26 protein-coding genes are annotated in these 24,492 nt (G+C 65.7%); 13 read left to right on the top strand and 13 right to left on the bottom strand.

From position 1 onward, the window contains the following. Window position 1 precedes the first annotated feature (1 nt). From ABU113_RS15230 to ABU113_RS15220, 3 genes are all read left to right on the top strand, one after another. Entirely contained in the window at window positions 2–1,222 is a 1,221-nt protein-coding gene (locus ABU113_RS15230) for an aromatic ring-hydroxylating oxygenase subunit alpha (protein WP_454560355.1), read from the top strand. Between the two features lie 77 nt (window positions 1,223–1,299). Next, complete coding sequence (locus ABU113_RS15225; protein WP_454560354.1) at window positions 1,300–1,641, top strand: hypothetical protein; 342 nt, start codon at window positions 1,300–1,302, stop codon at window positions 1,639–1,641. Window positions 1,642–1,648: 7 nt separating this feature from the next. Continuing rightward, window positions 1,649–2,143 carry a nuclear transport factor 2 family protein gene (locus ABU113_RS15220; protein ID WP_454560353.1) on the top strand — a complete coding sequence of 165 codons (495 nt, stop codon included), beginning with the start codon at window positions 1,649–1,651 and terminating at the stop codon, window positions 2,141–2,143. 16 nt (window positions 2,144–2,159) lie between these two features. On the opposite strand, the gene ABU113_RS15215 is transcribed toward ABU113_RS15220, so the two are convergent. Further along, window positions 2,160–3,509, bottom strand: coding sequence for an ATP-binding protein (locus ABU113_RS15215; protein WP_454560352.1), 1,350 nt, complete (start codon window positions 3,507–3,509; stop codon window positions 2,160–2,162). A gap of 2 nt (window positions 3,510–3,511) precedes the next feature. Continuing rightward, window positions 3,512–4,228: a response regulator gene (locus ABU113_RS15210; protein WP_454560351.1), complete on the bottom strand. Its 717-nt coding sequence runs from the start codon at window positions 4,226–4,228 to the stop codon at window positions 3,512–3,514. A gap of 180 nt (window positions 4,229–4,408) precedes the next feature. Here ABU113_RS15210 and ABU113_RS15205 point away from each other — a divergent pair, with 180 nt between their 5' ends. The 4 genes from ABU113_RS15205 to ABU113_RS15190 all read left to right on the top strand — a co-directional run bounded on the left by ABU113_RS15205 (window position 4,409) and on the right by ABU113_RS15190 (window position 7,294). Beyond that, window positions 4,409–4,825: a hypothetical protein gene (locus ABU113_RS15205; RefSeq protein WP_454560350.1), complete on the top strand. Its 417-nt coding sequence runs from the start codon at window positions 4,409–4,411 to the stop codon at window positions 4,823–4,825. A gap of 185 nt (window positions 4,826–5,010) precedes the next feature. Continuing rightward, window positions 5,011–5,499 carry an EF-hand domain-containing protein gene (locus ABU113_RS15200; RefSeq protein WP_454560349.1) on the top strand — a complete coding sequence of 163 codons (489 nt, stop codon included), beginning with the start codon at window positions 5,011–5,013 and terminating at the stop codon, window positions 5,497–5,499. An 88-nt stretch (window positions 5,500–5,587) separates the two neighbouring features. After that, a complete protein-coding gene (locus ABU113_RS15195; protein ID WP_454560348.1) occupies window positions 5,588–6,421 on the top strand; it encodes a sterol desaturase family protein in 834 nt (277 codons plus the stop codon). A gap of 3 nt (window positions 6,422–6,424) precedes the next feature. After that, window positions 6,425–7,294 (top strand): DUF885 domain-containing protein, encoded by an 870-nt coding sequence (locus ABU113_RS15190; RefSeq protein WP_454560373.1) that lies wholly within the window; start codon window positions 6,425–6,427, stop codon window positions 7,292–7,294. Window positions 7,295–7,481: 187 nt separating this feature from the next. Here the strand turns inward: ABU113_RS15190 and ABU113_RS15185 are convergent, their stop codons facing one another. Genes ABU113_RS15185 through ABU113_RS15165 form a run of 5 tightly spaced genes read right to left on the bottom strand, consistent with a single transcriptional unit; the run spans window position 7,482 to window position 12,446 of the window. Then, window positions 7,482–8,372 carry a flagellin gene (locus ABU113_RS15185; protein WP_454560347.1) on the bottom strand — a complete coding sequence of 297 codons (891 nt, stop codon included), beginning with the start codon at window positions 8,370–8,372 and terminating at the stop codon, window positions 7,482–7,484. A gap of 13 nt (window positions 8,373–8,385) precedes the next feature. Then, the gene (flgK, locus tag ABU113_RS15180) at window positions 8,386–10,116 is read right to left on the bottom strand and encodes a flagellar hook-associated protein FlgK (protein WP_454560346.1); all 1,731 of its coding nucleotides are present in this window, start codon (window positions 10,114–10,116) and stop codon (window positions 8,386–8,388) included. 21 nt (window positions 10,117–10,137) lie between these two features. Then, the gene (locus ABU113_RS15175) at window positions 10,138–10,470 is read right to left on the bottom strand and encodes a hypothetical protein (RefSeq protein WP_454560345.1); all 333 of its coding nucleotides are present in this window, start codon (window positions 10,468–10,470) and stop codon (window positions 10,138–10,140) included. Further along, on the bottom strand, window positions 10,470–11,750 hold the full coding sequence (gene flgE, locus ABU113_RS15170; protein WP_454560344.1) for a flagellar hook protein FlgE: 1,281 nt from the start codon (window positions 11,748–11,750) through the stop codon (window positions 10,470–10,472). Before flgE ends, ABU113_RS15175 begins: the two co-directional genes overlap by 1 nt. A 24-nt stretch (window positions 11,751–11,774) precedes the next feature. After that, complete coding sequence (locus ABU113_RS15165; protein ID WP_454560343.1) at window positions 11,775–12,446, bottom strand: flagellar hook assembly protein FlgD; 672 nt, start codon at window positions 12,444–12,446, stop codon at window positions 11,775–11,777. Window positions 12,447–12,756: 310 nt separating this feature from the next. On the opposite strand from ABU113_RS15165, the gene ABU113_RS15160 reads away from it, so the two are divergent. The 5 genes from ABU113_RS15160 (at window position 12,757) to ABU113_RS15140 (ending at window position 16,711) form a co-directional block, all read left to right on the top strand. Then, window positions 12,757–13,587, top strand: a complete 831-nt coding sequence (locus ABU113_RS15160; protein ID WP_454560342.1) for a flagellin — start codon at window positions 12,757–12,759, stop codon at window positions 13,585–13,587. A gap of 97 nt (window positions 13,588–13,684) precedes the next feature. Continuing rightward, window positions 13,685–15,379, top strand: coding sequence for a flagellar filament capping protein FliD (gene fliD, locus ABU113_RS15155; RefSeq protein WP_454560341.1), 1,695 nt, complete (start codon window positions 13,685–13,687; stop codon window positions 15,377–15,379). Next, on the top strand, window positions 15,369–15,812 hold the full coding sequence (locus ABU113_RS15150) for a flagellar protein FliS (protein WP_454560340.1): 444 nt from the start codon (window positions 15,369–15,371) through the stop codon (window positions 15,810–15,812). Before fliD ends, ABU113_RS15150 begins: the two co-directional genes overlap by 11 nt. A gap of 25 nt (window positions 15,813–15,837) precedes the next feature. Then, window positions 15,838–16,509 (top strand): sigma-70 family RNA polymerase sigma factor, encoded by a 672-nt coding sequence (locus tag ABU113_RS15145; RefSeq protein ID WP_454560339.1) that lies wholly within the window; start codon window positions 15,838–15,840, stop codon window positions 16,507–16,509. Continuing rightward, the gene (locus tag ABU113_RS15140; RefSeq protein ID WP_454560338.1) at window positions 16,490–16,711 is read left to right on the top strand and encodes a hypothetical protein; all 222 of its coding nucleotides are present in this window, start codon (window positions 16,490–16,492) and stop codon (window positions 16,709–16,711) included. The genes ABU113_RS15145 and ABU113_RS15140 overlap by 20 nt, the downstream gene beginning before the upstream one ends. Window positions 16,712–16,979: 268 nt before the next feature. Here the strand turns inward: ABU113_RS15140 and ABU113_RS15135 are convergent, their stop codons facing one another. Next, on the bottom strand, window positions 16,980–18,185 hold the full coding sequence (locus ABU113_RS15135; protein WP_454560337.1) for a DmpA family aminopeptidase: 1,206 nt from the start codon (window positions 18,183–18,185) through the stop codon (window positions 16,980–16,982). 174 nt (window positions 18,186–18,359) lie between these two features. Continuing rightward, complete coding sequence (locus ABU113_RS15130; protein WP_454560336.1) at window positions 18,360–19,568, bottom strand: cytochrome P450; 1,209 nt, start codon at window positions 19,566–19,568, stop codon at window positions 18,360–18,362. A 127-nt stretch (window positions 19,569–19,695) separates the two neighbouring features. Between ABU113_RS15130 and ABU113_RS15125 the strand changes: the two genes are divergently transcribed. After that, the gene (locus ABU113_RS15125; RefSeq protein ID WP_454560335.1) at window positions 19,696–20,178 is read left to right on the top strand and encodes an Lrp/AsnC family transcriptional regulator; all 483 of its coding nucleotides are present in this window, start codon (window positions 19,696–19,698) and stop codon (window positions 20,176–20,178) included. Window positions 20,179–20,207: 29 nt separating this feature from the next. Here ABU113_RS15125 and ABU113_RS15120 read toward each other — a convergent pair whose 3' ends face one another. From ABU113_RS15120 to ABU113_RS15105, 4 genes are all read right to left on the bottom strand, one after another. After that, on the bottom strand, window positions 20,208–21,026 hold the full coding sequence (locus ABU113_RS15120; protein ID WP_454560334.1) for a M55 family metallopeptidase: 819 nt from the start codon (window positions 21,024–21,026) through the stop codon (window positions 20,208–20,210). Further along, the gene (locus ABU113_RS15115) at window positions 21,026–22,387 is read right to left on the bottom strand and encodes an MFS transporter (RefSeq protein WP_454560333.1); all 1,362 of its coding nucleotides are present in this window, start codon (window positions 22,385–22,387) and stop codon (window positions 21,026–21,028) included. Before ABU113_RS15115 ends, ABU113_RS15120 begins: the two co-directional genes overlap by 1 nt. Beyond that, window positions 22,384–24,003, bottom strand: coding sequence for a class I adenylate-forming enzyme family protein (locus ABU113_RS15110; protein ID WP_454560332.1), 1,620 nt, complete (start codon window positions 24,001–24,003; stop codon window positions 22,384–22,386). Before ABU113_RS15110 ends, ABU113_RS15115 begins: the two co-directional genes overlap by 4 nt. After that, window positions 24,000–24,492 (bottom strand): MaoC/PaaZ C-terminal domain-containing protein (locus ABU113_RS15105; protein ID WP_454560331.1); only part of this gene is annotated, 493 nt, incomplete at its 5' end. The genes ABU113_RS15110 and ABU113_RS15105, both read right to left, overlap by 4 nt.

The raw sequence follows: 24,492 nt of genomic DNA, 5'->3' as shown, positions 1-24,492 counted from the left end.
CATGCAACAGGAAGCCGCCATCGGCCTTGAGGCCATTTACCAGCGCATTGGCACCGGTCCGGTGTCGGCCGAGGCACTGACCTCGCCGGAAATCTACGAGCAGGAGCGCACCCAGGTGTTCGGCCGCATGTGGCTGAAGGTCGGGCGTGTCGAGGAAATTCCCGCCGCCGGCGATTACAAGATCAAGCGGCTGGATGTCGCCAATACCGCCGCCATCCTGAGCCGAGGAAAGGACGGCGTGGTGCGCGCCTTCCACAACATCTGCCCGCACCGGGGCAACAAGATCCTGCCCGAAACCGGCAACGAGACCTTCGGACGCGCCCGCGGCCACAGCCTGACCTGCCGGTTCCATGGCTGGGTGTTCGACAGCAGTGGCCCGCTGCGGATGCTGCCGCGCGAGGATCGCTTCCCGGAAAAGATGGATCACAACTGTTTCGGCATGCGCGCGATCCACTGCGACATCTGGGAAGGCTTCATCTTCATCAATCTCGCCGACACACCGGAGCAATCGCTCGCTGATTATCTCGGCGGCATCGGGCGGCACTTCGCCGGCTTCCCCTATGGCGAGGCCACCTACGCCCGGCGCTATTCGACGGTGCTGGACTGCAACTGGAAAATCGCGCTCTACGCCTTCAGCGAAGGCTACCACGTGGAAACCATCCACGCCGCCACCTTCCCCAAGCTGGCCGTGCTGGTGCATACCGAGTTCAAGACGTTCGGCCCGCACAGCTCGTCGGCGATCTATGTGCCGCCCGGTGGCGCCGGGCCGACACCGGCGACCGCCAAGTTCGGCGAGGTTCTGTTCCGTTCGGAAACCCACGGCCGCCGGCTGCAGGATCTGCCGCCGACCGTCAACACCGAGCGTCGCAACGACTTCCAGTTCGAGTTTCCGGTGTTTTTCCCCAATCTGGTGCTGCACGCCTGTGCCGGCAGCGGCTACCCCGGCATGGTGTATTTCAGCCACCAGTTCTGGCCGCTGGGACCGGACAAGACGCTGTGGGAAGGCACCAACTTCTATCGGCAGCCGACCACGCCGTCGGAACTGGTGGCGATCAACCACACCGACGCCCTGCATCGCAACGCCTGGCTGGAGGACACCTCGACCATGGAGGACACCGACGCCGCACTGCGTTCCGGCGTACTCGATCAGCTCTACCTGATGGATGACGAGGTGATGATCCGCAACACCCAGTTCCACATCGATGCCTGTCTGGCGCGCTAACGCGCGTCAGTTTCCGTCTAGGGATTTCTGGCGCGCTAGAGCGCACCGGATTTCTCCGCCAACCTTCTGGAGCCGTCATGACTTCACTGCCCGCTGCCTTCGCCGACCTCGAACCGCACGCGCCGACCTGGGCGCTGCCGACGGAAAATCTGCGCTCCGCGCGCCGCTGGCGCTCGACGCCGGCCGAGTTCAAGCTGTTTTACGACGCCATGCTGCCCCGCATCGACGCCGTGCTGACCCATCTCGACCAGTTCAGCCTGGGCGCCCTGCCTGATGCCGAACAGCGATTGCTGCACCTGGCGCTGGCCTTCTCCGAGGTGGCGCCCCACATCGAGCTCTACAAGGGCAGCCCCGAGGTGCCCAACAGCTTCGAGGCCAGCCGCTTCGCCGCCACCCACGGCGACGTCGTCAACGGATAAGGCGGCCATGAGCGGACTCACCCCCGAACAGCGGCTGCAACGGCTGGAGGATAAGGACGCGATCCGCGACCTCATCACCGCCTTTGCCCGCGCCGCCGACGCCATCTGCGATCCGACGCTGCTGCGCCCGTTGTTCACCGACGACGCGGTGTTCGATCTGGGCGCCTATGGACGTTACGAAGGCGGCGAGGCCATTGCCGCGACCATGCACGCCAACACCAGTGTCGGCTTTCAGTGGACTATCCACTACCTGGTCTCGCCCACCATCACGCTCGCTGACGACGGCGACAGCGCCGAGTGTTTCTATTACCTGTGGGAAGTGGCCAAGACGCCTGAACGCGCCGACGGTCGCCGCAGCTACTGGATCGGCGGCTGGTATACGGCAACTGTGGTCCGGGCGGGCGACGCCTGGCGGTTTCACCGGCTCAACCTGCATCTTGAACTGCTGTCGCCCTTCGCCGAGGGCTTCGGCGCGCCGCCGGCGGCATTGGGGGAGGCCTGAACGACGGTAGCGCGGCTCAGGCCTCCGGCAGGCGCGGAAAGCGCAGGGTGGCGCGAAAGCCGCCCTCGGGGCGGTTGTCGAATGTCACCTCGCCGCGATAGCGCTGGGCCAGCGCGCGCACGATGGCCAGCCCGAGCCCGGCGCCACCGCTTTCGCGGTCGCGCGAGGGGTCGAGCCGGTGAAACGGCTCGCCCAGCCGCGCCAGCGCCTTGGCGGGCACGCCGGGGCCGTTGTCGGTGACCACCAGCTGCACCGTCGCCGGTTCAATCAGCACCCGTACCGTCACCTGGCTGCCGTGGCGCAGGCCGTTGTCGATCAGATTGGCCAGCATCCGCCGCAGCGCGATGGGCGTGCAGAGCAGACGTGCCGGCGTGGCGGGCGCCTCGAAGACAACCGCGTCGCCCATCTCGGTGCGGATGTCGACGATAGCGCGCACCTGCTCCACCGCGTCCAGCGGCACGGCATCACTGGCGGCCTCGGCATCCTCGCGGGCCAGCAGCATGGTGTCGGCCAGCAGACTGGTCATCTCGTCGAGATCGCGCACCGCCGCCTCGCGCTGGGCGGAGTCGGCGATGAACTCCGCCCGCAGCCGCAGCCGGGTCAGGTAGGTACGCATGTCGTGGGCGATCGCCGCCAGCATCCGGGTGCGTTCGGCCATCAGGCCGCCGATGCGCGCCTTCATGTCGTTGAAGGCGTGTGCCAGCGCCCGGATTTCCTGCGGCCCTTCGACCGGCACATCGGGCGCGTCCAGCCCTTGCGAGAAATGGCGCACGCCATCGGACAACCGGATCAGCGGCCGGGTGGTCTGGCGCACCGCCAGCCCCAGCGCACCGAGCACGATCAGCCCGCCAATGGCGCCCATGGTCGAGCGCTGGCGCAGATAGCCGCGCACGGCCGCCGAAGGCGTGCTGTCGATGGTCAGCCACTGGCCGTCGCGCAAGGCCACCGCCAGCCTGACAGGCGCAAAAAAGCGCGCCGGGCGCGGCCCTTCGCCGATCAGCCGCGACAGCAGCGGCCGCCGCCCCGCCGCGCGCACCACCCGGCCGGCCAGCGCGCCGGCATAGACCTGCCGCAGCTGCTCCAGCGAGGCGCTGGACTCGGTGACAGCCGGCACGACATCCACCAGCCCGACGCTGTAGAGTGAACCGTTGAAGGTGCCTACCAGTGCGGGGCGCTCGACGCGCGGCGTCAGGTCGAACACCGCCGCCATCGCCCGCACCTGCTCGGGGCGCGGCAGATTATAGGGCCGCTCGGCATCACCACGCGACGGCAGCGTCAGCAGCACCACCAGCAGAATCTGGAACAGCACGAAGCCACCCAGCAGAATGGCGCTGATCCGCAGCGACAGGTTGGTGCTCACCGGCATGGTCAGCCCCGTTCCACCGCGGCCGCGAACACATAGCCGCCGCCGCGCACGGTCTTGATCAGCGCGCCGCCGGTGGGGTGCTCGGCGAGCTTGCGCCGCAGCCGGCTGAGTTGCACGTCGATCGAGCGGTCGAACGGCGTCGCGCTACGGCCGCGCGTCCAGTCCAGCAGCTGGTCGCGGTTGAGCACGCGTTGGGCATGGGTGACAAAGGCCATCAGCAGATCGAATTCGCCGCCGGTCAGGGTCACTTCCTGCTCGTCCGGTGTCAGCAGCAGCCGGCCGCCGGCATCCAGCGACCAGCCAGCAAAATGATAGCGTTCGCTGGGTGCCATCGCCTGCACACGGTTACTCTCACGGGTCCGCCGCAGAATCGCCCGCACCCGGGCCACCAGTTCGCGCGGATTGAACGGCTTGGCTAGATAGTCGTCGGCGCCGATTTCCAGACCGACGATGCGGTCGATGTCGTCGCCCTTGGCCGTGACCATCAACACCGGCACATCGCCGCGCGACCGCAGCCGCCGGCACAGCGACAGCCCGTCCTCGCCGGGCAGCATGACATCGAGTACCGCCAGATCGATGCGCCGACGCTCCAGCAGGCGGTCGAACTCCTCCGCCGTGCGGCACCCGGCCGTCTCGAAGCCCTCACGGGTCAGCAGTGCGGTCACCAGGCCGCGAATCTCTTTGTCGTCCTCGACGACTGCAATGAAGCTCGTGCTCATGACCATCGTTCATGCCTCGCCGGCGGCGCCTTGAAAACCGCCGGCGCGCCGCCGTTACATTTTGTAACGCTGTGTCACCGTCGTGTCGTCAACGACTTACCGCGCCTCGCCAGTGTGGCTTTCAGACGGCGCCCCCCGCCGGCCTGGACTGGAAACACTCCCCACTGGAAAGGAATGACCATGTACAACAAGACGTTTCTGCTGATTGCCGCCCTGGCGACCGTGAGCGCCAGCGTCGCGGCCACCGCCGCCGAGGCCCGTGACCGTAGCCGCGCCGTCAGCGTCGAGGGCGCCAACGGCGCCGGCTTCACCCGCTCACGTGCTGTCTCCCGCGAGCAGGGCAGCGCCAGCGTGACCCGCGGCACCCAGACCAACAGCGGCACCGGCGTCGAGACCACCCGCGCCGCCAGCTGGGGCGACGGCAGCTACACCGGCACCAAGACCACGACGACCAACAACGGCCAGAGCGCTAGCCGCGCCACCAGCGTCACCAACAATGGCGACGGCTCGGCGGCCTTCTCGACCACGGTGACCGGTCCCGAGGGCCAGAGCAAGACGGTCGGCGGCACCGTGACCGTCACCAAGGACCCGCAGTAACCGGCATCGATCCGCCCCGCACACCTCCGGCCCCGGTCGGGGTGCGCGGCAGATCGGTCTGACCCTGGCAACCTGTGCCTACCACTGGCGTGCCGCGTCGCATTGGCCCCAAAGATCGGGCGCGGCACGCCTTTATTATCTGCGAGGCGCAGTCCCCAGCCCCACACCCCTCAAGGACGAATACCATGCACCTCAGCTCTTCTTCTCTCCGGCGCCCACCCGCCGTTACCCGGCTGCTGGTCGCGGTGCTGGCCCTGTCGGTTGCCCCACCGGCGCTGGCCCAGGCCTTTGGCGGCGGCTCGTTCGGTGCCCAGGGTATGGCCGTGTTCGACAAGGCCGACAGCAACAAGGATGGCATCATCACCCGCAGCGAGTTCATCACTGCCCGCAACGCCAATTTCAGCCGCATGGACCGCAACAACGACGGCGTCATCTCCAACGCCGATTTCGCACGGCTGGCCTCCTTCCGGCCGCAGATGGCCGAGCAGTTCGAAACAGTGATCGCCCGCGCCGATACCAACGGTGATGGCAAGGTGACGCGCGGCGAATATCAGGTGGCACCGATCCCGCTGTTCGAACTGGCCGACACCAACCAGGACGGCAATGTCACCAAGGCCGAGCTGGATGCCTTCAAGGCTGCCAAGAGCGACGGGGCCCACCGTCGGGCCTCCTGAACGCCCGGCCCCGGGAACGCCGAGCCCTGAATGTCGAGTCCCGGGCGCCGTGTCGTGAACCGCAACCCCGAGGCGGGAGAGTTTGACCATGGAGCGTTCGCCCGTCTGGCTGGCCCTCATGGCGTTGCTGGTGCTGGTGGAAGTCGCCTGGCGGCTGCACCAGCGGCGCGGCTATGATGGCCGGGCGGCGCTCGCCACGCTGGGGCTGATGGCTGGCGGCATTCCCTTTGCGCTGCTCAACGCCGTGGTGCTCGGCCTTGTGTTCGAGGCCACCTGGCAATGGGCGCCGGTGGTGTGGCCGCTCGACAGCCTGTGGACCTGGATCACAGGCTTTCTGGCGGTCGAATTCGCCTATTACTGGTTCCATCGCGCCAGCCACCGCGTCCGCTGGCTGTGGGCCACCCACAGCGTGCACCACTCCCCCCACGAGCTGACGCTGCTGGCCTCGTTCCGGCTGGGCTGGACCAGCCTGATTTCCGCCGGCTGGATCGTCTATCTGCCACTGGTGCTCATGGGCTTCGACCCCCTGCTGGTGTTCGCGCTGCTGGCGCTCAACCTGCGCTACCAGTTCTTCCTGCACACCGAGGCGGTCGGCCGGCTGGGGCCGCTGGAGTGGGTGCTGAACACCCCGGCCCACCACCGGCTACACCACGCCAGCAACACGGCCTATCTCGACTGCAACTATGGCGGCACGCTGATCGTGTTCGACCGGCTGTTCGGCACGCTGGCCCGCGAGCGCCCCGACGAGCCGCTGCGCTATGGCCTCGCCCATCGGCCGCGCCGCGACAACCCGCTGGCGATCGCCTTTGGCGAGTGGAGCCGCCTGCTGCGCGACGCCCGCCGCAGCCGCTCGCCGCGCGCGCTGCTGGCGACCCTGTTCGGCCCGCCCGACCGGCCGGCCACGCCGGGTGAACCCACCTGACCCCTGGAAGTATGTCGCCCTCGGGCCCGATCCCTAACGCTGAAATTCAGCGGCGACCTCAAGGCGCTGTTCGATTTCGTGCGCACCGACCCGCAGTTCTACTGCAAGACGCCCGAAGAACTTCTGGCTCGCTTCACGGCGATCGAGGCGCGCATCTGGCCGGGTATCCCCGCCCTGTTCCGTCGCCGCCCGCGTGCCCCGTTCCGGGTCGCGCCGCTGCCGGCTCTCGGCGAGCAGCGCGGCACCGGCTATTATCGCCCCGGCCCGCCCGATGGCCAGACGCCCGGCACGCTGTACTTCAATATGGCAATGCTGAACACGCGGCCGATCCCCACCCTGGAGACGCTGACGTTGCACGAGGGCATTCCCGGCCACCACTTCCAGCTGACCCTGGCGCGGGAAAATGCCGCGCTGCCCGACCTGCTGCGCTTCGGCACCGGCACGGCCTACACCGAAGGCTGGGGCCTGTATGCAGAGTCGCTGGGCCGCGATCTCGGGCTGTTCACCGATCCCTGGCAGTGGTTCGGCCATCTCGACATGGAAATGCTGCGGGCAGTGCGCATGGTGGTCGATACCGGCATCCACGCCCGGCAATGGACCCGGCAGCAGGCGATTGACTATATGCTGGCCAACACCTCGATGGCACCACGCGATGTCGCCGTCGAGATCGATCGCTACATCGCCTGCCCCGGCCAGGCCTGCGCCTACAAAGTCGGTGAACTCACCTTCAAGCGACTGCGTGCAGAGGCCAAGGCGAGCCTTGGATCACGCTTCGACATTCGGGACTATCATGCCAAGGTACTGGACACCGGCATCCTGCCGATGGCGGTCCTGGAGGCGAAGATCTCCGACTGGATCGCCCGGTCGGCCTGAGTGGCCGATACTACAATATCAATGAGATCCGACCACCAGGCGGGAGCTGATCATGCGTCCATTGGCTTGCATTGCAAACTATTATTTGCGTCCGCACCTTTATCAAGGCCGGCCCGGCCGGGATCGCTGAAAGTCGCATGCGGCCGCGGAGGCGCGCAGCGCCGCGACCGAGCCGGCAATTTTGCCCTCAGCGCAGATAATCCAGCAGGTTGGTGCTCAGCAGCTTGGAGATGCTGGAATAGCTGGCTTCCAGCTGGGTCTGGTACTGCGTCACCATCACGGTGGCGGCGGCGAGATCGGTATCCTTGAGGTCCGAGGCGAGCGTCGCCAGATCCTCGGCGATGGCGCTGCGCTGGCCCATGTAGGTGTTGAGCGCCGAGGTCTTGGTCGAGAGCGTCTGCTGCAGCTGACCCAGCCGGTCGATGGCGCTGTCCATCAGGTCGTAGGCGGCCTGACGCACCGAGGCGTCGTCCGGCGCGTCGATGACCATCGACAGCGCGCGGAAGATCTGCTCGAACGCCGCGTCGTCGGCGGTGGCGCCATAGCTCACCGTGTAGCCGTCGCTGCCGGTATAGCGCAGGCTGGCCTCGGCGCCCTGGTAATAGCTGGTGTCGGCGGTGGTGGCGCTGGCGGGGTCGTAGGCGCTGATGTCCACCGGCATGGCGTCGGTGGCGGTGCCGGCGAACAGATATCTGCCGGCGTAGGTGGTGTTGAGCATGCTGGCGAGGTCGGTCAGCCATTGCTCGGCCGAGTTGGCGATATTGGTGGTGGTGCTGTCGAGGGCGGCCGCCAGCTGGCTTTGGATTTCGGAGGCCAGATCGACGATGTTGTTCAGCGTCGAGTACATGATTTCCATGGTGCCGGCGGTGGTTTCGGCGGTCTGCGCGTCGGCCTGGGCGGCGCTGACCTTGCCGTTGAGGTCGAGCAGGGCCGCCGTGTCGCGGGCGATGCCGGCATAGCTTTGCGAGATCAGGCCGGAGGCCTGCTGCTCCTGCGCCTGGGCCAGCCGCGTCTGCGTGCCCATGCTCAGCGTCAGCAGGTAGCTGGTATGGGAAAAACTGGCGATGCGCCCGATCATCGGTCCGGCCTCCTCATTTCACCATGTTGATGAGCGTGTCGAACAGCTCCTGGGTGATGGAGATCAGCTGGGCCGTTGCCTCATACTGGTTCTGGAACAGCGTCAGCCTGGCGATTTCCTCGTCGATGTTCACCGCTGTCTGGTTGGTGAGCAGATTGGAGACATAGTCGTAGCTGTCCTGGGCGGTCTCCAGCGTCGTCTCGGCGGTGCTGATCATTGTCGCCGCGGCCGAGACGATGGACGCGGCATAGTCGGCCAGGCTCGCCGTGCGGGCCGAAAAGCCGCCGGCGGCCTCGAAGCTGATGTCGCCGGTCAGCGCCTCGGCGAGCCGCATGACGCCGCTGTTGTCGGCGGCGGTGAGCGCCTTGGCGCCGACCGTCAGCGTGTCGGCCAGCGTGGCGGTGGGCAGCAGGCTGGGGTCGTCCGACATCGCCGACACCAGGCCGATGCTGCGGGCGTCGGTGCCGGTGAGGATGTCGTTGAAGCCGAAGTAGCTCGAAAAGCCGTCACCCTCGGCGCCAACGCTCTCGTCGATGCCGGCAATGACGATGCCCTGACTGGCGCTGCTGGCGGCCACCACCAGCTTGCCGTCGCTCGACACGCTGGCGCTGACACCGCTGATGCCGTTGAGCGCCGTCACCAGGTCGGCGATGGTGGTGATGCCGCCGAGGTCGAGATCCTGGGTCGAGACCAGCGTGCCGTCGGTGCCGGTGATGGCGATGCGGATGCTGCCGGTGGCGCTGAAACTGTCGCTGGCGGCCACCGTTCCGGCGCTGGTCAGGCTGTTGGGCGGCGGGTAGGTGCTGCTGGCGTTGGCGGCGTCGTTGATCTGCGCGATGAGCGCGCCGGCCAGGGCGTCGAGCTTCTCCTGCTCGCCGACCAGGAAGTCGTCGCGCAGCGACAGCAGCGCGCCCAGCTCGCCGCTGGTCAGCGTGCCGGTGATGTCGCGGCCGTTGAGCGTGATGCCCGACAGGGTGTCGGGGTAGCTCACCGCGGCGTCGAGCCGGCCGGCGGCGGTGTAGTCGAGCGTCACGGCGCCATCGACGCCCAGCAGCAGGCTGCCCGACTGGGTGTAGACCTGCACCTGGTTGTCGCTGGTGGTGTAGTAGGAAATGCCGATCAGCGACGACAGTTCGACCAGGGCGGCGTCGCGCTGGTCTTCCAGGCCGGTGACGTCGGCGCCGTTGCTGGCCAGCGAGACGATCTGGTCGTTGAGCGAGGCGATCAGCGACAGGCCGTCGTTGATGGCGGCCACGGTGTCGGCGATGTCGCCTTCCGCCTCGGTGCGCAGGCTCTGCACCTGGGCCGACAGCGCGCTGATCTGCGTGGTCAGGCCTTCCAGGTCGGCCAGCACCTGCGATTTGGCGCTCTCGCTGTCGGCCGACGCCGACAGGGCGCTGATCGACGCCTGCAGCGTGTCGATCATGCTGGACAGATCGGTGCCGCCATCGACCTGGCCGACCATCGTGTCGTAGCTGGCCAGGTAATCGTTGATGGTCCGGGCCGCGCCGAGCTCGGCGTTCTTGGCGACAACGGTCTTCGAGAGATAGGTGTTGACCGTGCGCTCGACCTGGCCGGCGGTAAAGGTCGAGCCGGTGGCGGAACTGACGCTGGTCGCCGAGTAGGTCTTCTTGGTGTAGCCCGTCTCGCCCGCGTTGGAGACGTTCGTGTTGGTAATGGCGATCTGGTACTGCGTGTTCAGCAGGCCGCTGCTAGCCGTCAGCAGGGATGAGGTGAGGGACATGGCGCGGACCTCCCTGTGCCGCTATCGCCGGATGCCGCGCGCCGGGCCACTGAGGCCGACGCTGTTGGCGTAGCCGTTGCTGGCGCGCACGCCGTGCTCGATGCGCAGCAGCTGCTGGCGGGTTTCCGCCATGTCGCGCTCCAGCACATCCAGCCGGCGTTCGAGCATCTGGCAGAGCTCGTGAATGCTGGTGAGCAGCAGCAGGCGCTGGTCGTCGGGCAGGTGGCGCACCTGCACGACGATCTCGCGGGCCAGTGCGGCGGCCTCGTCGGTCGAGCGCACCAGCGGCAGGGCGAAGTCCTGCTTGCGCGAGCGTGCCGCCGCCGCCAGCGTCCGGTTGAGCGCGCGGGACATCAGCGGACCGCCTGGATCAATGATTCAAACATGTCGTCGACGGTGCTGATCAGCTGGGCCGCCGCCGAATAGGCCTGCTGCGCGACGATCATCTTGTTGAACTCCACCGCCGTGTCGGTGGTCGAGGCTTCCAGCGCGCTGGCCTCCAGGCTGCCGGCACCGCCCTGTCCAGGCAGCGAGATGTTGAGCGAGCCCGCCGCCAGGCTCTCGTCGTAGACGGTGCCCTCGACCAGGGTCAGGCCGGCGGGGTTGGAGAAGGTGGCGACCGGAATCTGATAGATCGCCATGCTGAGGCCGTTGTCGAAATTGGCGGTTACCAGGCCATCGTCGTCGATGGAGACGCTGGTGAGCTGGCCATAGCGCGCGCCGTCCTGTTCGATCTCGGTCACTTCGATGGCCGGGGTGTCGACGGTGGAGGCGAACTGGGTCAGGCCGTCGGCACTGCCGGCGGTGCCAAGATCCAGCGTGAACCTGGTATCGCCGGCGCCCGACGACAGACCGGTGATGGTGAGGTCGATCGGCGACGGGTTGGTCGAGGCCAGCAGGCCGTTTTGATCGAAGGTCACGGTGACGGTCGACGGACTGATGGTGCCGCTGGAGGTGCTGGCGTCGTCGCCGGAATAGGGGTTGCTCAGCGTCAGCGTCCAGCTGTTGGCGCTGTCCTTGGTCCAGGTCTGCTCGATGGTGTGGCTGACACCGACGGAGTCGAGGATCTCGATGGACGTCGTGAAGGTATCGCCGGCGGCAGCGTCGGCCGGCAGGTTGGCCACCATCGAGACCTCGGTGGTCGCCTTGGCGGTGCCGCTGATGGACTCGACGCTGATCGGCTGCAGGCCGGACAGATCGCTGGTGTTGCTGGTGGTGATGTTGCCTTCGGCGTCGGTCGCGAAGCCCAGCAGATAATAGCCTTCCTCGTTGACCAGATAGCCATCGGCATCGGTCGAGAAGCTGCCGTTGCGGGTGTATTTGTAATCCGAGGCCTTCGCGTCGGTGTCGTCGGCGACGACGAAATAGCCGCTGCCCTGGATGGCGATGTTGGTGGAGACGTCGGTGGCTTCCACCAGACCCTGCACGCTCACCGACTGGCTGGTGGAGCCCGACACGCCGCTCACCGAATTGCCGCCGCTGCCGGCGCCGGTGACCAGGGACTGGAACGACACATCCTTGGTCTTGTAGGCGGTGGTGCTGGCGTTGGCGATATTCTCGGAAATCGCCGACAGCGCCAGGCTCTGGGCGGTGAGGCCGGACACGGCCGACGTAAGCGCAGACGTAAGGCTCATGGGGTGTCTCCTGACTTTATGACGTCACGCAGCCGCGGCGGCGCTGCTGTAGAATTTCACGATGTTGGCGTCGCTGAAGGTGAGGTCGCCGGCCTGGAACACGGCGCTGCCGCTAGAGGTGTCCAGCGCCTCGGCAACCGCCAGCGAGGTGATGCTGCTGCCGATGCTGTTGACGTCGCCATCGGTGGCGGTGACGCTCAGCGTCAGCGTGTCGCCCTCGGCGACGCCGTTGAGCTGGCCGAGTGACAGCGACAGGTTGTGGCGGCCGGCGCTGGCGTCAACGCTGTCGACATAGACGACGTCGCCGTCGTCGTTGGTGACGGAGACCGTGGCCGAGGTGGCGTTGGAGTCGAGGTCGTAGACCCAGTTCGCCGTGCCGTCCTGGACCGGTGCGATGCTGCTGTCGAGCTCCACCGTGCTGCCCAGATAGGACAGGGCGGAGAAGTTCGAATAGGTCGAGAGCATCGCGCTGATGTTTTCCAGCTGGCTGCTCATGCTGATCTGCTGTTCCAGCGACGAGTAGCTGACGAGCTGGCTGGTGAACTCGTTGGTATCCAGCGGATCCAGCGGATTCTGGTTGGTCAGCTGCGTCATCAGCAGCGTCAGGAACTGGTTGGTGGCATCGGATGTCGTGCTCGACGACGTCGACGCGGTGGTCGACGTGGTGGTGCTGACGATCGAAGAAATGTCCGTCATGTCTGTCTTCCTCGCGTCGACGATGCCGGGAGGGCCGGGCATCGACTGGGTGTCGTCTGGACGGTGCGCCGTGGTGGGTCGCACCGGCCTGCTGACCCTTCAACGGGACCGGTCGCGGGAATGGGGCGCAAAAAATGCGTAGGCGGCGGCGAAAAACTTTTTCAGCGCCGGATCAAAAAAGTGCGCCCCATTGTCCGGTGACCGTCCGTTGAAGCGAGTGAAGCGTGATGCCCAAAATCGGCGAAGCGTCTTCCCGGGGTCGAAGAATTCGCGGGCCCCGGCGTGAAACCGGAGAAACTGGAGTTAGAAGATGCCTGTTATCTCGACCAATACCGCTGCAAACACGGCACTGCGCTATCTGAATGCCAATTCCGAAGCGCAGAGCACGTCGCTGGCCAAACTGTCCAGCGGCTCGCGTATCCAGACCGCCTCGGACGATGCCGCTGGCCTTGCCATCGGCACCGGCCTGTCGGCGGATGTCGCCGTGCTTGAGCAAGCGTCCGTCAACGCGCAACACGGAGAGGCCGTGTTGCAGACCGCCGATGGTGCGCTCGCGAATATCTCGGATATTCTCGAACGCATGAAGTCGCTCGCCGCCCAGGCGCTCTCGGGTGCCGTCGGGACGACCGAGCGTGCATACATCGATGCGGAGTACCAGCAGCTGCTGGAGGAAATCGACGACATCACGACGTCGACCACTTTCAACGGCACCACCCTGCTGGATGGCACCAGCGACTTCGCGACGGGCACGGGTGTCGACTTCATGGTCGGCACGTCGAGCACCGACGTCATCACGGTTGAGCTGGCCGATGTCGATACCACGGCATTGGGCATTTCGGGCGGTGACGTGACCGACGCCACCAATGCCACCACGGCGATGAATGCGCTTGATGCCGCCATCGCCACGGTGTCATCGGCGCGGGCGAACGTTGGTGCGACGCTGTCGCGTTTCGAGTATCGCGGCGACGTCATCGCGACATCGCTGGAGAACCTCGAGGCGGCGGAGTCCACGCTGATGGACGCGGACCTTGCGGCGGAACAGACCAACTTCACCAACGCCCAGACCCTGACCAACGCGGCCATCGCCGCGCTGAGCCAGGCCAACGAGATGCCCCAGAAGCTTCTCGATCTGATGCGGTAAGCGGGTCTGTCCGAAGGGGCGGCGTTCGCCGGCCCTTCATGCCTGACTGGGGAGGAGGATCTTGCATCCTCCTCCCGCCTTCCACGGGATACAGGTCATGTCGACATCTTCGGTATCCGGGGCGGTGGTGACGTCGAGTTCGTCCATCTACATCTCGTCCATTTCCTCCGGCCTCGACACGGGATCGCTGATCGAGGCCGCGGTTTCCCAAAAGACGGCGCGCGCCGACAGTATCGATGTCCGGATCGCCGAGAATGAAGCGGTGATCACGGCTTACGAGAGCGTGCAGACCATGGCTCAGGCCATCGCCGATGCGGTCGAGGCCCTGGCGACGCCGGACTATAGCGCGCTGGGCAACGACAACGCCTTCGACGCCAAGGAGGGCTATATGTCGGCCTCCGACGGCAGCGATGGCACCGGATATCTTGCCGTCAGTGTCGACAATGACGCGATCATTGCCTCCTACGACGTCGAGGTGGTGCAGATCGCCAAAGCGATGAAAGTCGCCTCTTCCGTCCAGTCAGGCACCACAGCGCTGGCCCAGACCGGCAGCTTCACGATCGGATTGTCCGGCGGCGACAGCGTCGAGATCGCCGTCACCAGCGATATGACGCTGTCCGATATCGCCGATGCCATCAACGATGAGTCCGCCAACACCGGCGTCGGCGCCATTCTGATCAAGGTCTCGACCGACCAGTATCAGCTGGTGCTGGCGGCCCAGGACACGGCGGTCGACATCGAGGTCGGGGTGGCCAGTGGCGATGATATCATGCAGACGATCGGTATCACCGATAGCGCCGGCGATTTCGCCACCGTGTCCCAGGCGGCGCAATCGGCGATCGTCAAGGTCGATGGCGTCGAGATCACCCAGTCGGACAATGAACTCGACGACATCATCCCCGGCATCAGCATATCGTTGCTGGCCGCCAGTAGCGGGACGACGATCACGCTGGAAATCGGCGTCGACAGCTCGGCTGTGAAGACCACCATCACCGATTTCATCGAGGCCTACAACGAGCTGCGCACCTTCATCACCACCCAGCAGGCGGTGGACGAAGATGGCGCCGCCGATGATGCGGTGCTGTTCGCCGACGCGTTGCTGCGCAATCTCAACGCCACGCTGTATTCGATCCTCAACGCGACGGGCAGCGGTGACATCGGCGGTCTGGCGGATCTCGGTATTGTCTTCAACGACGACAACACCCTGTCGCTGGACGATGAAACGACGCTGGATTCGGCAATTCTTTCAAATCTGTCGGCGGTTCAGTCGTTCTTCGAGACGACGTTCGAGGCCTCCGACAGCAACCTGGTGTTGATGAACAACGACAACATGCAGGCGTCGCTGTCGTTCACGCTGAATGTCACGGTGGATGGCGACGGCGCGATTACGGATGTGCTGGTCAACGGCGAGTCCGGCTGCTTCACCGTGTCAGGCAATCGTCTCGTCGGTGTCGAGGGGACGATCTACGAAGGCCTGACCTTCGCGCTGGTGACCGACAGCAGCACCTCGATCGATGTGTCGATCACTCAGGGTTTTGCCAATAAACTGGTCAATCTGCTCAATGAATATGCCGATACCAGCAGCGGCCTGATCCAGCAGCATATCGACAACATCACCGACCGCAACGCGGATCTCAGCGATCGCGCCGACCGCATCCGCGAGCGGGCGGAGGACTATCGGACCAAGCTGGTCGACAAGTACGCGACCATGGAAATCGAAGTGCAGGCGGCGAAGCTGCTGCAACAGCAGATCGACGCCATTCTCGGAGGAGGCAGTGACGATGATGACTGATCAGACTGAATTTCGCGGCTCGATGGCGGCACTCGGCGTGCGCGCCGCGAACGCCTATGCCATGGCCCAGCATGCCACGGTCGGTGGCCGCGAGATCCTGCTCGCGCTGCATCGCGGGCTCTATGACGCGCTGGTGGCGGCAAAGTTTGCCTATGAAAAAGGGGCACTGGACAAAATGTGCCTATATGCCCAGCGCGTGATGCGCATCGTCCTCGCGTTAAAGGGGAATCTGAAGTTCGAGCTAGCGGGCCCGGATGGGCGGGTGTTGGCCCGATTCTATGACTTCCTGTTGACAAGGAGCATGAAAATCCTCCGCCATCCTGATCCGGCCGGTCAATTTCAGAGCATGCTCGACATGTTGCGTCCATTTATTGAACGGCTCATCGCAACTGGAGATGGTGGCGCGGTGCGGCCAACTGTTCGTCGCACATGAACAAATCATGGCACGCTGATTGCCTGTGATCTTTGCATCAGAACAACAGGCAGCAGTCAGTGCGATGAACGGGCAGAATTTTCCTCACAGCAAAACGCGGTTGGACAGCTTGTCGGACGAGACGCTTTATTCGCTGAGCAGCCAGGGCGACCAGGCCGCGTTCCGGGTGTTGACCGAACGCTACGTCAACAAGCTCTGGCATGTATCGATGAACATCCTCGCCGACGCGCAGGAAGCGGAAGACGTGGTGCAGGAGGTGTTCATCTCGGTGTGGAAGCAGCCGGGCAAGTGGCAGCAGGGGGAAGCTCGCTTCACCACCTGGCTGCACCGGGTGACGATCAACAAGGCCATCGACTTCCGCCGCAAGCGCAAGGAACCGCCGACGCCGGCCGAGATCATCGAGGCAATGATCGACAACAGTGACAACGTCGGCGTGCATGTGGAAGTGGAACAAGTGCAGTTCGGCGAGGCCGAGCTGTCAGATAATCTCAAAGCCCTGATCAACGACCTGCCGGAATCGCAGCGCCAGGCCCTGCTGCTTTTCTATTTCGACGAGTTGAAGATTCACCGGATTGCCCTTACGATGAACAGCACGGAGCAGGCTGTTCGGTCGCTCCTAAAACGGGGGCGGCAAACGCTTAGGGAAAGAATCAGCAAGCAGAAGAAGATCTGTGTCCATGACATTGGCGGAATTTAGAGAGCTTCTCGACACCTACGGCGCACAATCCGACCGCTGGCCGGACGCTGTGCGTACGGCGGCGTTGGCATTGCTGCAGACCTCCGACGACGCGAAGGATGCCTTCGCGCAGGCCTCGGCGCTCGATGCCGTCATCCGTCCCGACAGCGCCAAGGCGCCGGCCGGACTGGTGGATGCTATCATCAAACGTACGCAGACCTGAACGCAGACCCTCCGCGACAATGCGACGAAGTGTTGGGCGACGAATCGTTCAGGAACGCGTCGGCGACCCGGAAACCTGCCCGTGCGGCGATCATCCCAGCGCCGCGGCATAGACCTCGGCCCTGAAGCCAGCGAGGCGCTGGCTCCCGGCATCGAGGATCGACCGCTTGATCATCAACGGCTGGCCGACCGCCAGCACGACCAGCTTGACGGGGTCGACGCCGGCGAAGTTGCGCCCCCTCGCAGTCGGCCGTCGGCGCAGCCCGGCATCAACGGCGGCCGAAATGCGCTTTCATGATGCGCTTGAGCTGGTCATGCGGCAGGCCATAGACCTTGACGCCATTGGCACCGGTCATGGTCGTCGAGGCTACCAGCTGATTGGCCAGCGCCTCTTCGGTCGCCTGAACCACACCCGCGAACAGCGCGTTCATCGTCGTGCTGTCGGTGTCGCTGATCGGTTGCTTGATTCGTGGCGGCCCGTCCAGCGGCATGACATGCGTCGTCGAGAACGCCAGCGCGAACTCGCCCGACAAGGCGCTGGCGGTGCTCCCGGCCCGCCCCACACCCAGCACCGCGCGGCGGGCCAGACGCTCCAACTGGTGTGGCATCAGCGGCGCATCGGTGGCAATGACGATCAGCAGCGAATTCTTGTCGTCACGCTTGCCGGCGTTGGGGCCGAGCACCGGCACGCCATTGACCTCCGGCCAGGCGCCCTCGATGGCGCGCCCCACGGGCACGCCGGCCATGCGCAGGTCGGCCCGGTCACCATGATTGGCCTGCAGCAGCACGCCGATGGTGTATTTCTTGTCGCCCAGTGTGATGACGCGCGATGCCGTGCCGATGCCACCCTTGAAGGTATAGGCGATCATGCCGGTGCCGCCACCGACATTGCCTTCGGCCACCGGCCCGCCCATCGCGCCGTCGAGCGCCGCGAAGACATGGTCGCGCGTCAGGCCATGGCCGAACACGTCGTTGAGCCGGCTGTCCAGGGTTTCCGCGACAACAGGCAACACCCGCGTCACCAGAGCGTCCTCAGGGATCCTGCCAACGGCCCAGTCCATCAGGCCCTGATGGACAAGCCCGACATTGCCCGAGCCGGTCAGGGCGATGGGGCCGAAGAACTGGCCCACTTCATCCACCAGATGCATGCCGGTCCATTCGCCGGTGCCGTTGATGACGGCGCGCCCGGCGGCCACGCCCTCCAGCGCGCTCTTGCCAAGCGGGTGGATGATCGTCACCCCGGTGCGTACCGGCCCCTTGCCGATGACAAGCGGTCCATCTCCGGAAATCACCGTCGCATGCCCGACCTCGACTCCGGCGACATCGGTGATCGCGTTGAGCGCGCCCGGCGTACCCTCGAACGGCACGCCGAGATCACGGGCGCGCGGCCCGGCCTCGGCGAGGCCAACCCAGGCAAACGTGACCGCAACAGCCAGCACCAGCGGCCAGAAACAATTTCGCTGACTCTTCACCATATTCTCCCGACCTTTCCCCGCCCGGCCGATGGCAACAGCGCCGCCAGCGGCAATCATGCAATCGCCCCCCTGTCCCGAGAATGGGCCAGGCAACGGAGCGACTCTGAAACAGAATTTGAATTCAACATCAATTTTTGGCAACGATTTTCTGGGGTGTCGCCCTCGGGCGTGGAGTCACGACGACGCCCCCCAGGCCAGATGCAATGCCGGCGGCTGGCGGAACTCGACGCCCGAGATCACAAGAGGCTGCCCGGCCACCGGCCGCAGGTCCGGACAGCGATCGAGAATCTGCTCCAGCGCCGTCAAGGCCTGCAGGCGCGCGAAATGGGAGCCCAGGCAGAAATGCGGGCCGGATGCGAACGCAAGATGACGTCGGGCGTTCGAGCGTTCCAGATCGAACGTGTCCGGCTCGCTGAACACCGCCGGATCCCGGTTGGCCGCACCCAGCATGCAGTTGACGGTATCGCCGGCCTTGAGCGTGACCCCGGCGACCCGCACGTCGCGCGCCACATGGCGCGTCGCCGACTGCACCGGCGACAGCCAGCGCAAGGTTTCTTCCAGCAGATCCGGCAGACGCGACCTGTCCGCCCGCACAGCGGCATGGACCCGGGGCTGGCCCACCAGAACATAAAGACAGTTGAGAATGATCGCCTCTACCGTCGATATGCCGCCGAAAAAGATAATGGCGGCGTTCTGCCGGATCTCGGCGTCGCTCAACCGATCCTCGGCATTATCATGCACGGCCTGGCTGAACAGGCTCCCGTCCGGCAACCCGCGCACCCGATCAATGTGCCGCTGGATGAGCGCATGGAATTCGGCCACATCCTCGCGGGCCTGTCGCCGGACGTCCTCCCGCCACGCGAAATTGGCCAGCGCACGCTCGAAACCATCGTACCAACGCCGCAGCCGAGGCTCCTCTTCCAAAGGCAAGCCGAACAGACTCAGGATGGATTGCACCGGCAGCCGGCTGGCGAACTGCCGGCGCCACTCCGCCGCCCCCTGCCCCGCCACCCCCGGCCCCGTGAGGCCATCGAGCAGTACCTCCGACAGCCGGCGCACCGTCTCCTGCATCGCCGCGCGGATGGCCGCCGGTGCGAAGGCGCCACGGAACCGGCTTTTCAATCGCTCCTGGGCCACGCCATCGGTAGTCAGCATGTGCGCGCCGAAGGTGTCGTAGAGCAGCGACGCCGGCGTGCCGGTGGTAAAATTGTCGGTGTCGCGCAGGATGGCCTGGACGTCCTCGTAGCGCGTCACCAGCCACAAGCCCCAGGCCTCCAGGCGAAACACCGGCGCCTCTTGCCGCAGCCGCGCATGAAAAGCCTCGGGATCGGCCTCCAGCGCGCGGATCACCGGATCGTCGTGCATCTCCACCATCACCGCCATAATCTCCCTCCCCCGGCGCACCCGCCTGACTGAAGGGAAGACATTACTTCGCTCGGCGCGGAATTTCCTGCCATTCTGGTCATGAATCCGGTTGATTGTGCAATATCATGCCGTAGTAATTCATAATATGATCGATACTGCCGCCTCCCTCGACGCCAGCGATTTTCGCATCCTGCGCGAACTGCAACGCAACGGCCGCCTGAGCAACGCCGAGCTTGCCCAACGGGTCGGGCTGTCGCCGTCGACCTGCCTGCGCCGCACCAGGGCGCTAGAGGACGCTGGCGTCATCGCGGGATACGCGGCTATCATTGACGGCGCGATGCTCGGCGCGCGCATCACCGCCTACATCATGGTCAATCTCGATCAGAGAGTTGAAACCGACGCCCGGATGTTCTTCGACCGTGTGGCGAGGGACGACAGGATCGTTGAGTGTGTCGCCATCACCGGCAGTCACGACATCATGATGAGAGTGCAGCTGCCCGACATCGCGGCGCTGGCGGATCTGACCATGGATACACTGCTCAAGTTGCCGAGCGTCCGGAGTTTGACCTCCAACATTGTCGTCCGGGCGATCAAGAGCCCCGGGACCTCGCCCGTCCACCGCCCCTGAATTCCCGGGCTGCACGGCACCGGTTCGGGTCAGACGGCGTTGTAGAACATCAAGAAGGACAGTATCCTGTTGAGCGCCGGCATGTCGGCGACCCGGAAGCGTACGCCGTTTGCGCCGACACGCTCGAACAGAGGCAGGAAATCGAGCAGCTCCGCCGCCAGTCGACTCACCAGCGTCAACTCGACCGCGATGTCCGCGCCCGGCGACAGTAGGTTTGCATCCGCCTGCCGGGTGACGGCGCGTGCCGCAGCCGCCTCCAGCGCCTCGCACACGACCTGCGGCGCCGGCGACATCGCCGAGAACATGCCGCATGTCCGCTTGGTGACAACCGTCTCCAGCGGACGCAGTACCGGCGCGCTGGCCGCGATGAAGGCATCGTCCCCCGACATCATCAGCAGTGGCACGCCGAACGCCGCCGCCGTGGCGGCGCTGACATAGGCCTCATCGGCTTCCTGTCCGTTCAGCCGCAGCCCCAGAATGCCACGGCTGGAGAGGGTGTGGGCCATCGTCCCGGCGATACAGCCGGCACCGGCGTGATAACCCAGCAGCACGGCACCGACATAGTCACCCTGCTCGATGCCCTGCATCATCAGCAGCGGGCGGGGCCACGAGCGCACCAGCAGCACATCCTCGGGCATCTGATCGGCGAGAATCGACAGGCCGTTGCCGTGGGCGTCGCAGACGACGCATTCACGTACGCCAGCCGCCCGCGCACCGCGCACGACCGCGAGCACCTCGTTGGTCATAAGTTGCCGGGCAGCGGCATATTCGAACCCCTGTGGCCCGGCCTGCTCCCGGGCCGTAATCCCCGCCACGCCCTCAATGTCGGCTGATATGAACAGACGCATCAGTACGACTCCCCGTTCGTGACGTGGCGATGAAACACCAGCAACGGCCACAGACTGACCAGCACCAGCACCGCCGGCAGCACGGCGAAGGCCACCTGCACGCCCGCGAGCGCCGAGGCCGGCTGGACAACGGCGGCATCACTGGAGGCAATGAAGCCGGTGACCGACAGAATACCACCGGTGAACAGCCCGCCCAGCGCCAGGCCGAGCTTCTCGCCGGCAGTCCACAAGCCGGTGAACATGCCCTGACGCGGCACACCGGACTGGCGGGCATCGGCGTCCAGCACATCGGGCAGCAACGCGAAGGGGAACAGCTGCTGGCCGGCGAAGGCCAGCCCCATCAGGCCGATCTGGCCGTACAGTCGCGCCTCGCTCGCCGCGCCGTCGCACAGCCACAAGGCGGCCATGGCACCGGCCATCATCACGCTCGACAGCAGGTAGGCCCGCCCCTTGCCGATCCGGCGAGACACCAAGGTCCACAGCGGCATCGCCGCGATTGCCGTCAGATTGAGGGCGACAAACAACAAGGTGACGGTCACGCCGCTGCCCTGGCGGATGTGCACGGCGTAATAGGGCAGAGCACCGGAGAAGCAGCCAAGGCCGGAGAGCTGGATCAGATAGGTCACGATCAGCAGCACGAACGGCCGGCAGGTCGCCGCCTGACGCAACCCGGCGAAGAACCCCAGCTCTGAGGTCACCGGCGGACTGGTGCGCAGGCGCCGCGTCGCCACCACCGGCACCAGCATCGCCGCCCCGCAGGCGACCCCGATCACCAGCGCCATCACCGCGTAACCCGGCCGACCGCCGCCGGCCAGTTCCACCAGCAGCGGCGCGCCCGCCCCGCCCAGCAGGATGCCGACCATGGCGAACCCCATGCGAAACGACATCAGCGTCGTGCGCTCGTTGGGATCGCGCGAAATCTCGGCCGGCATCGCGATATAGGGCACCGAGAACACCGCGTAAGCGGTGGCGCACAGCATGTAGACGACGGTGACATAGAGGAAGCGCGCGAACACGCTGTCGAGATCCGGCACCGAGAACAGCAGGACGAACAGGATCGCCATGCCGATGGCGCCAGCCAGCATGTACGGCCGCCGCCGGCCCCAGCGACTGCGGGTACGGTCCGACACCATGCCGATGCCCGGGTCGATCAACACATCCCAGAATTTCGGCAGAAACACCGTGAGCGCCGCCAGCCCCGCCGGCACCGCCAGCACGCTGGTCATGAAGTAGAGCAGCAGGATGCTGGGCACGGTGGAGAACACGCCGGTGCCCAGCGAACCGATACCGAAGCCGATCATGGTCCGCAGCGGCAAGGCGCCGGCCGGCGACGCGCCCGCGCTTTCGCCAGCAGGCGTCACGCGGCACCACTCAGTCGTCTGGCTTCCTGACGCAGCGCCGGCTTGTCGACCTTGCCGACCGGCAGCAACGGCAGCTCGGCGCGGATCAGGAACCGCTTGGGCACCTTGTAGTTGGCCAGATGCGCGCTGGCGTACTGCCGCAATTGCTCTTCCTCCAGCCGCGCGCCGACGCGGGGCAGGACAAAGGCCCAGCCAACCTCATCGTAGCGCGGGTCAGGAACACCGATCACAGCGACGGCGGCGACATCGGGATGCGCCTCCAGCGCCAGCTCGACCTCGCGCGGATAGACGTTGTAGCCCCCCGACTTGAACATCTCGACGATACGACCGACAAAACGCCAGTATCCGCCCGGCAGGCACATCACCTGGTCACCGGTGCGGAACCAGCCGTCGGCGGTGAACGCCGCGGCAGTCGCCTCGGGATTGTTGAAATAGCCCAGCGTGACGCCGGGGCCACGGATCTGCACCTCACCGATACCGTGATCGGCCACCACCTTGCCGTCGGCGTCGACCACGCGATATTCGTTGTCGTGGTCGGGCCGGCCGATGGTCTCCGTCAGCGTGGTGAAGTCGGCGTCCGGCGGGCTGACGCTGTTGATGGAGCCGCCCTCGGTCAGGCCGTAATGCAGGGCGAAGAAATAGCCGCGCGCGTACAGCCGTTTCAGCAGCGCCGCCGGCATCGGCGCGCCACCCCAGGCAACGACCTGCACGCTGGAGAGATCATGCGCCTCAAGGTCCGGCTGGTCGAACACCGCCTGATGCATCAGCGGCAAGCCGCCCAGCATGGTGATGCGCTCCCGCTCCACCATGTCGAGAATACCAGCCGGGTCGAAGGTTTCCATGAACACGATCGTGCCACCATCAATGAGGCTGTTGCCGCACAGGTCCGACTGGCAGCCGACATGATTGGTCGGCAGGTTGCAGATCACCCGGTGTCCGGCGCGCAGATGCTCATGGCCGATGAATGATTCCGACAGCGCCTTGTAGGAATGGAAAAAGCTGTCGTGCGACAGCACCGCGCCCTTGGGCTTGCCGGTGGAGCCGGAGGTATAGACGATGCTCACCGGGTCGCGCCGCCGGCCCTGGTTGAGCTGGTCGGCAAGGCTCGCCGCGCTGGCATCGCCAGCGGCCAGGAACGCCGCCAGCGTCATGCCGCAGCCCGGCACCGCGCCGTCGATGGTCACCACCGTGGCGATGGAATCCACATCGGCGGCGAGCTGGACCAGATCCGCGTCGTAGCGGCGGCCGGCTGGATCCTGCACGATGGAGACCAGCAGCCGGGGCTGGCAATCGCCCAGCACGTGGCGCATCTCCTCGCGCTTGTATTTCGGGTTGACCCCCACCCACACCACGCCGGCGCGCATGGCGCCCAGCAGCATCAGCAGGAATTCCGGCCGCGGTGTCACGATCATCGCCACCCGGTCGCCGGCCTGCAGGCCGGCGGCGAGCAGCGCACAGGCATAGCGGTCGACCGTGCGGTCGAGGTCGGCATAGCTCAGCCGCGCGTCGCCGAACACCAGCGCTTCACGCGCGGGCACCGCGCGGGCATGGGCCGCCACCGCATCGGGAAGGCGCTCGATGGTGTCCACCAGAGCACGGCCGCCGATCAGGTTCATTGCGCGTCTTCCCGCGACACCAGGCCGATCCACTCAGCGATCAACGCCGGACGCTCCTGCCCCTCGATCTCGATGACGTTTTCGGAGGTGATGAGATAGCTGCCATCCTCGCGGCGCTCGACGCTTTTCAGCGACATGCGGTTGCGAAACCGGGCGTTGACCGGCACCGGCGAGATGAAACGGACGCGATTGAGGCCATAATTCAGATCATAGCCGATCACGCCGCCGCCATGGCGGTAGCGCACCGGCGAGCACAGGTTGCTCAGCATCGACAGGGTCTGGAAACCGAACAGGATAGTCTGGCCGAACGGACTGTGCTCGCGGGCATAATCCGGGTCGATGTGCATGGGATCAGGATCGCGGTTAGCGTCCGCGCTCGTGGTGTAATTTCCGGTGTAGGCGATGGTGTATTCCGGGGTGGGGCATGCCCCACCCCGGAATGCGGCGTCGCTGGTGGCCACCGGGTTCATCGTTATGGTGGAGTTTGCA

This window comes from Parapedomonas caeni, assembly GCF_041060555.1.
Classification (GTDB): domain Bacteria; phylum Pseudomonadota; class Alphaproteobacteria; order Sphingomonadales; family Sphingomonadaceae; genus CAUJIW01.
Note: the sequence above shows the minus strand (reverse complement) of the source record. Positions and strands in the feature narration are given on the sequence as shown.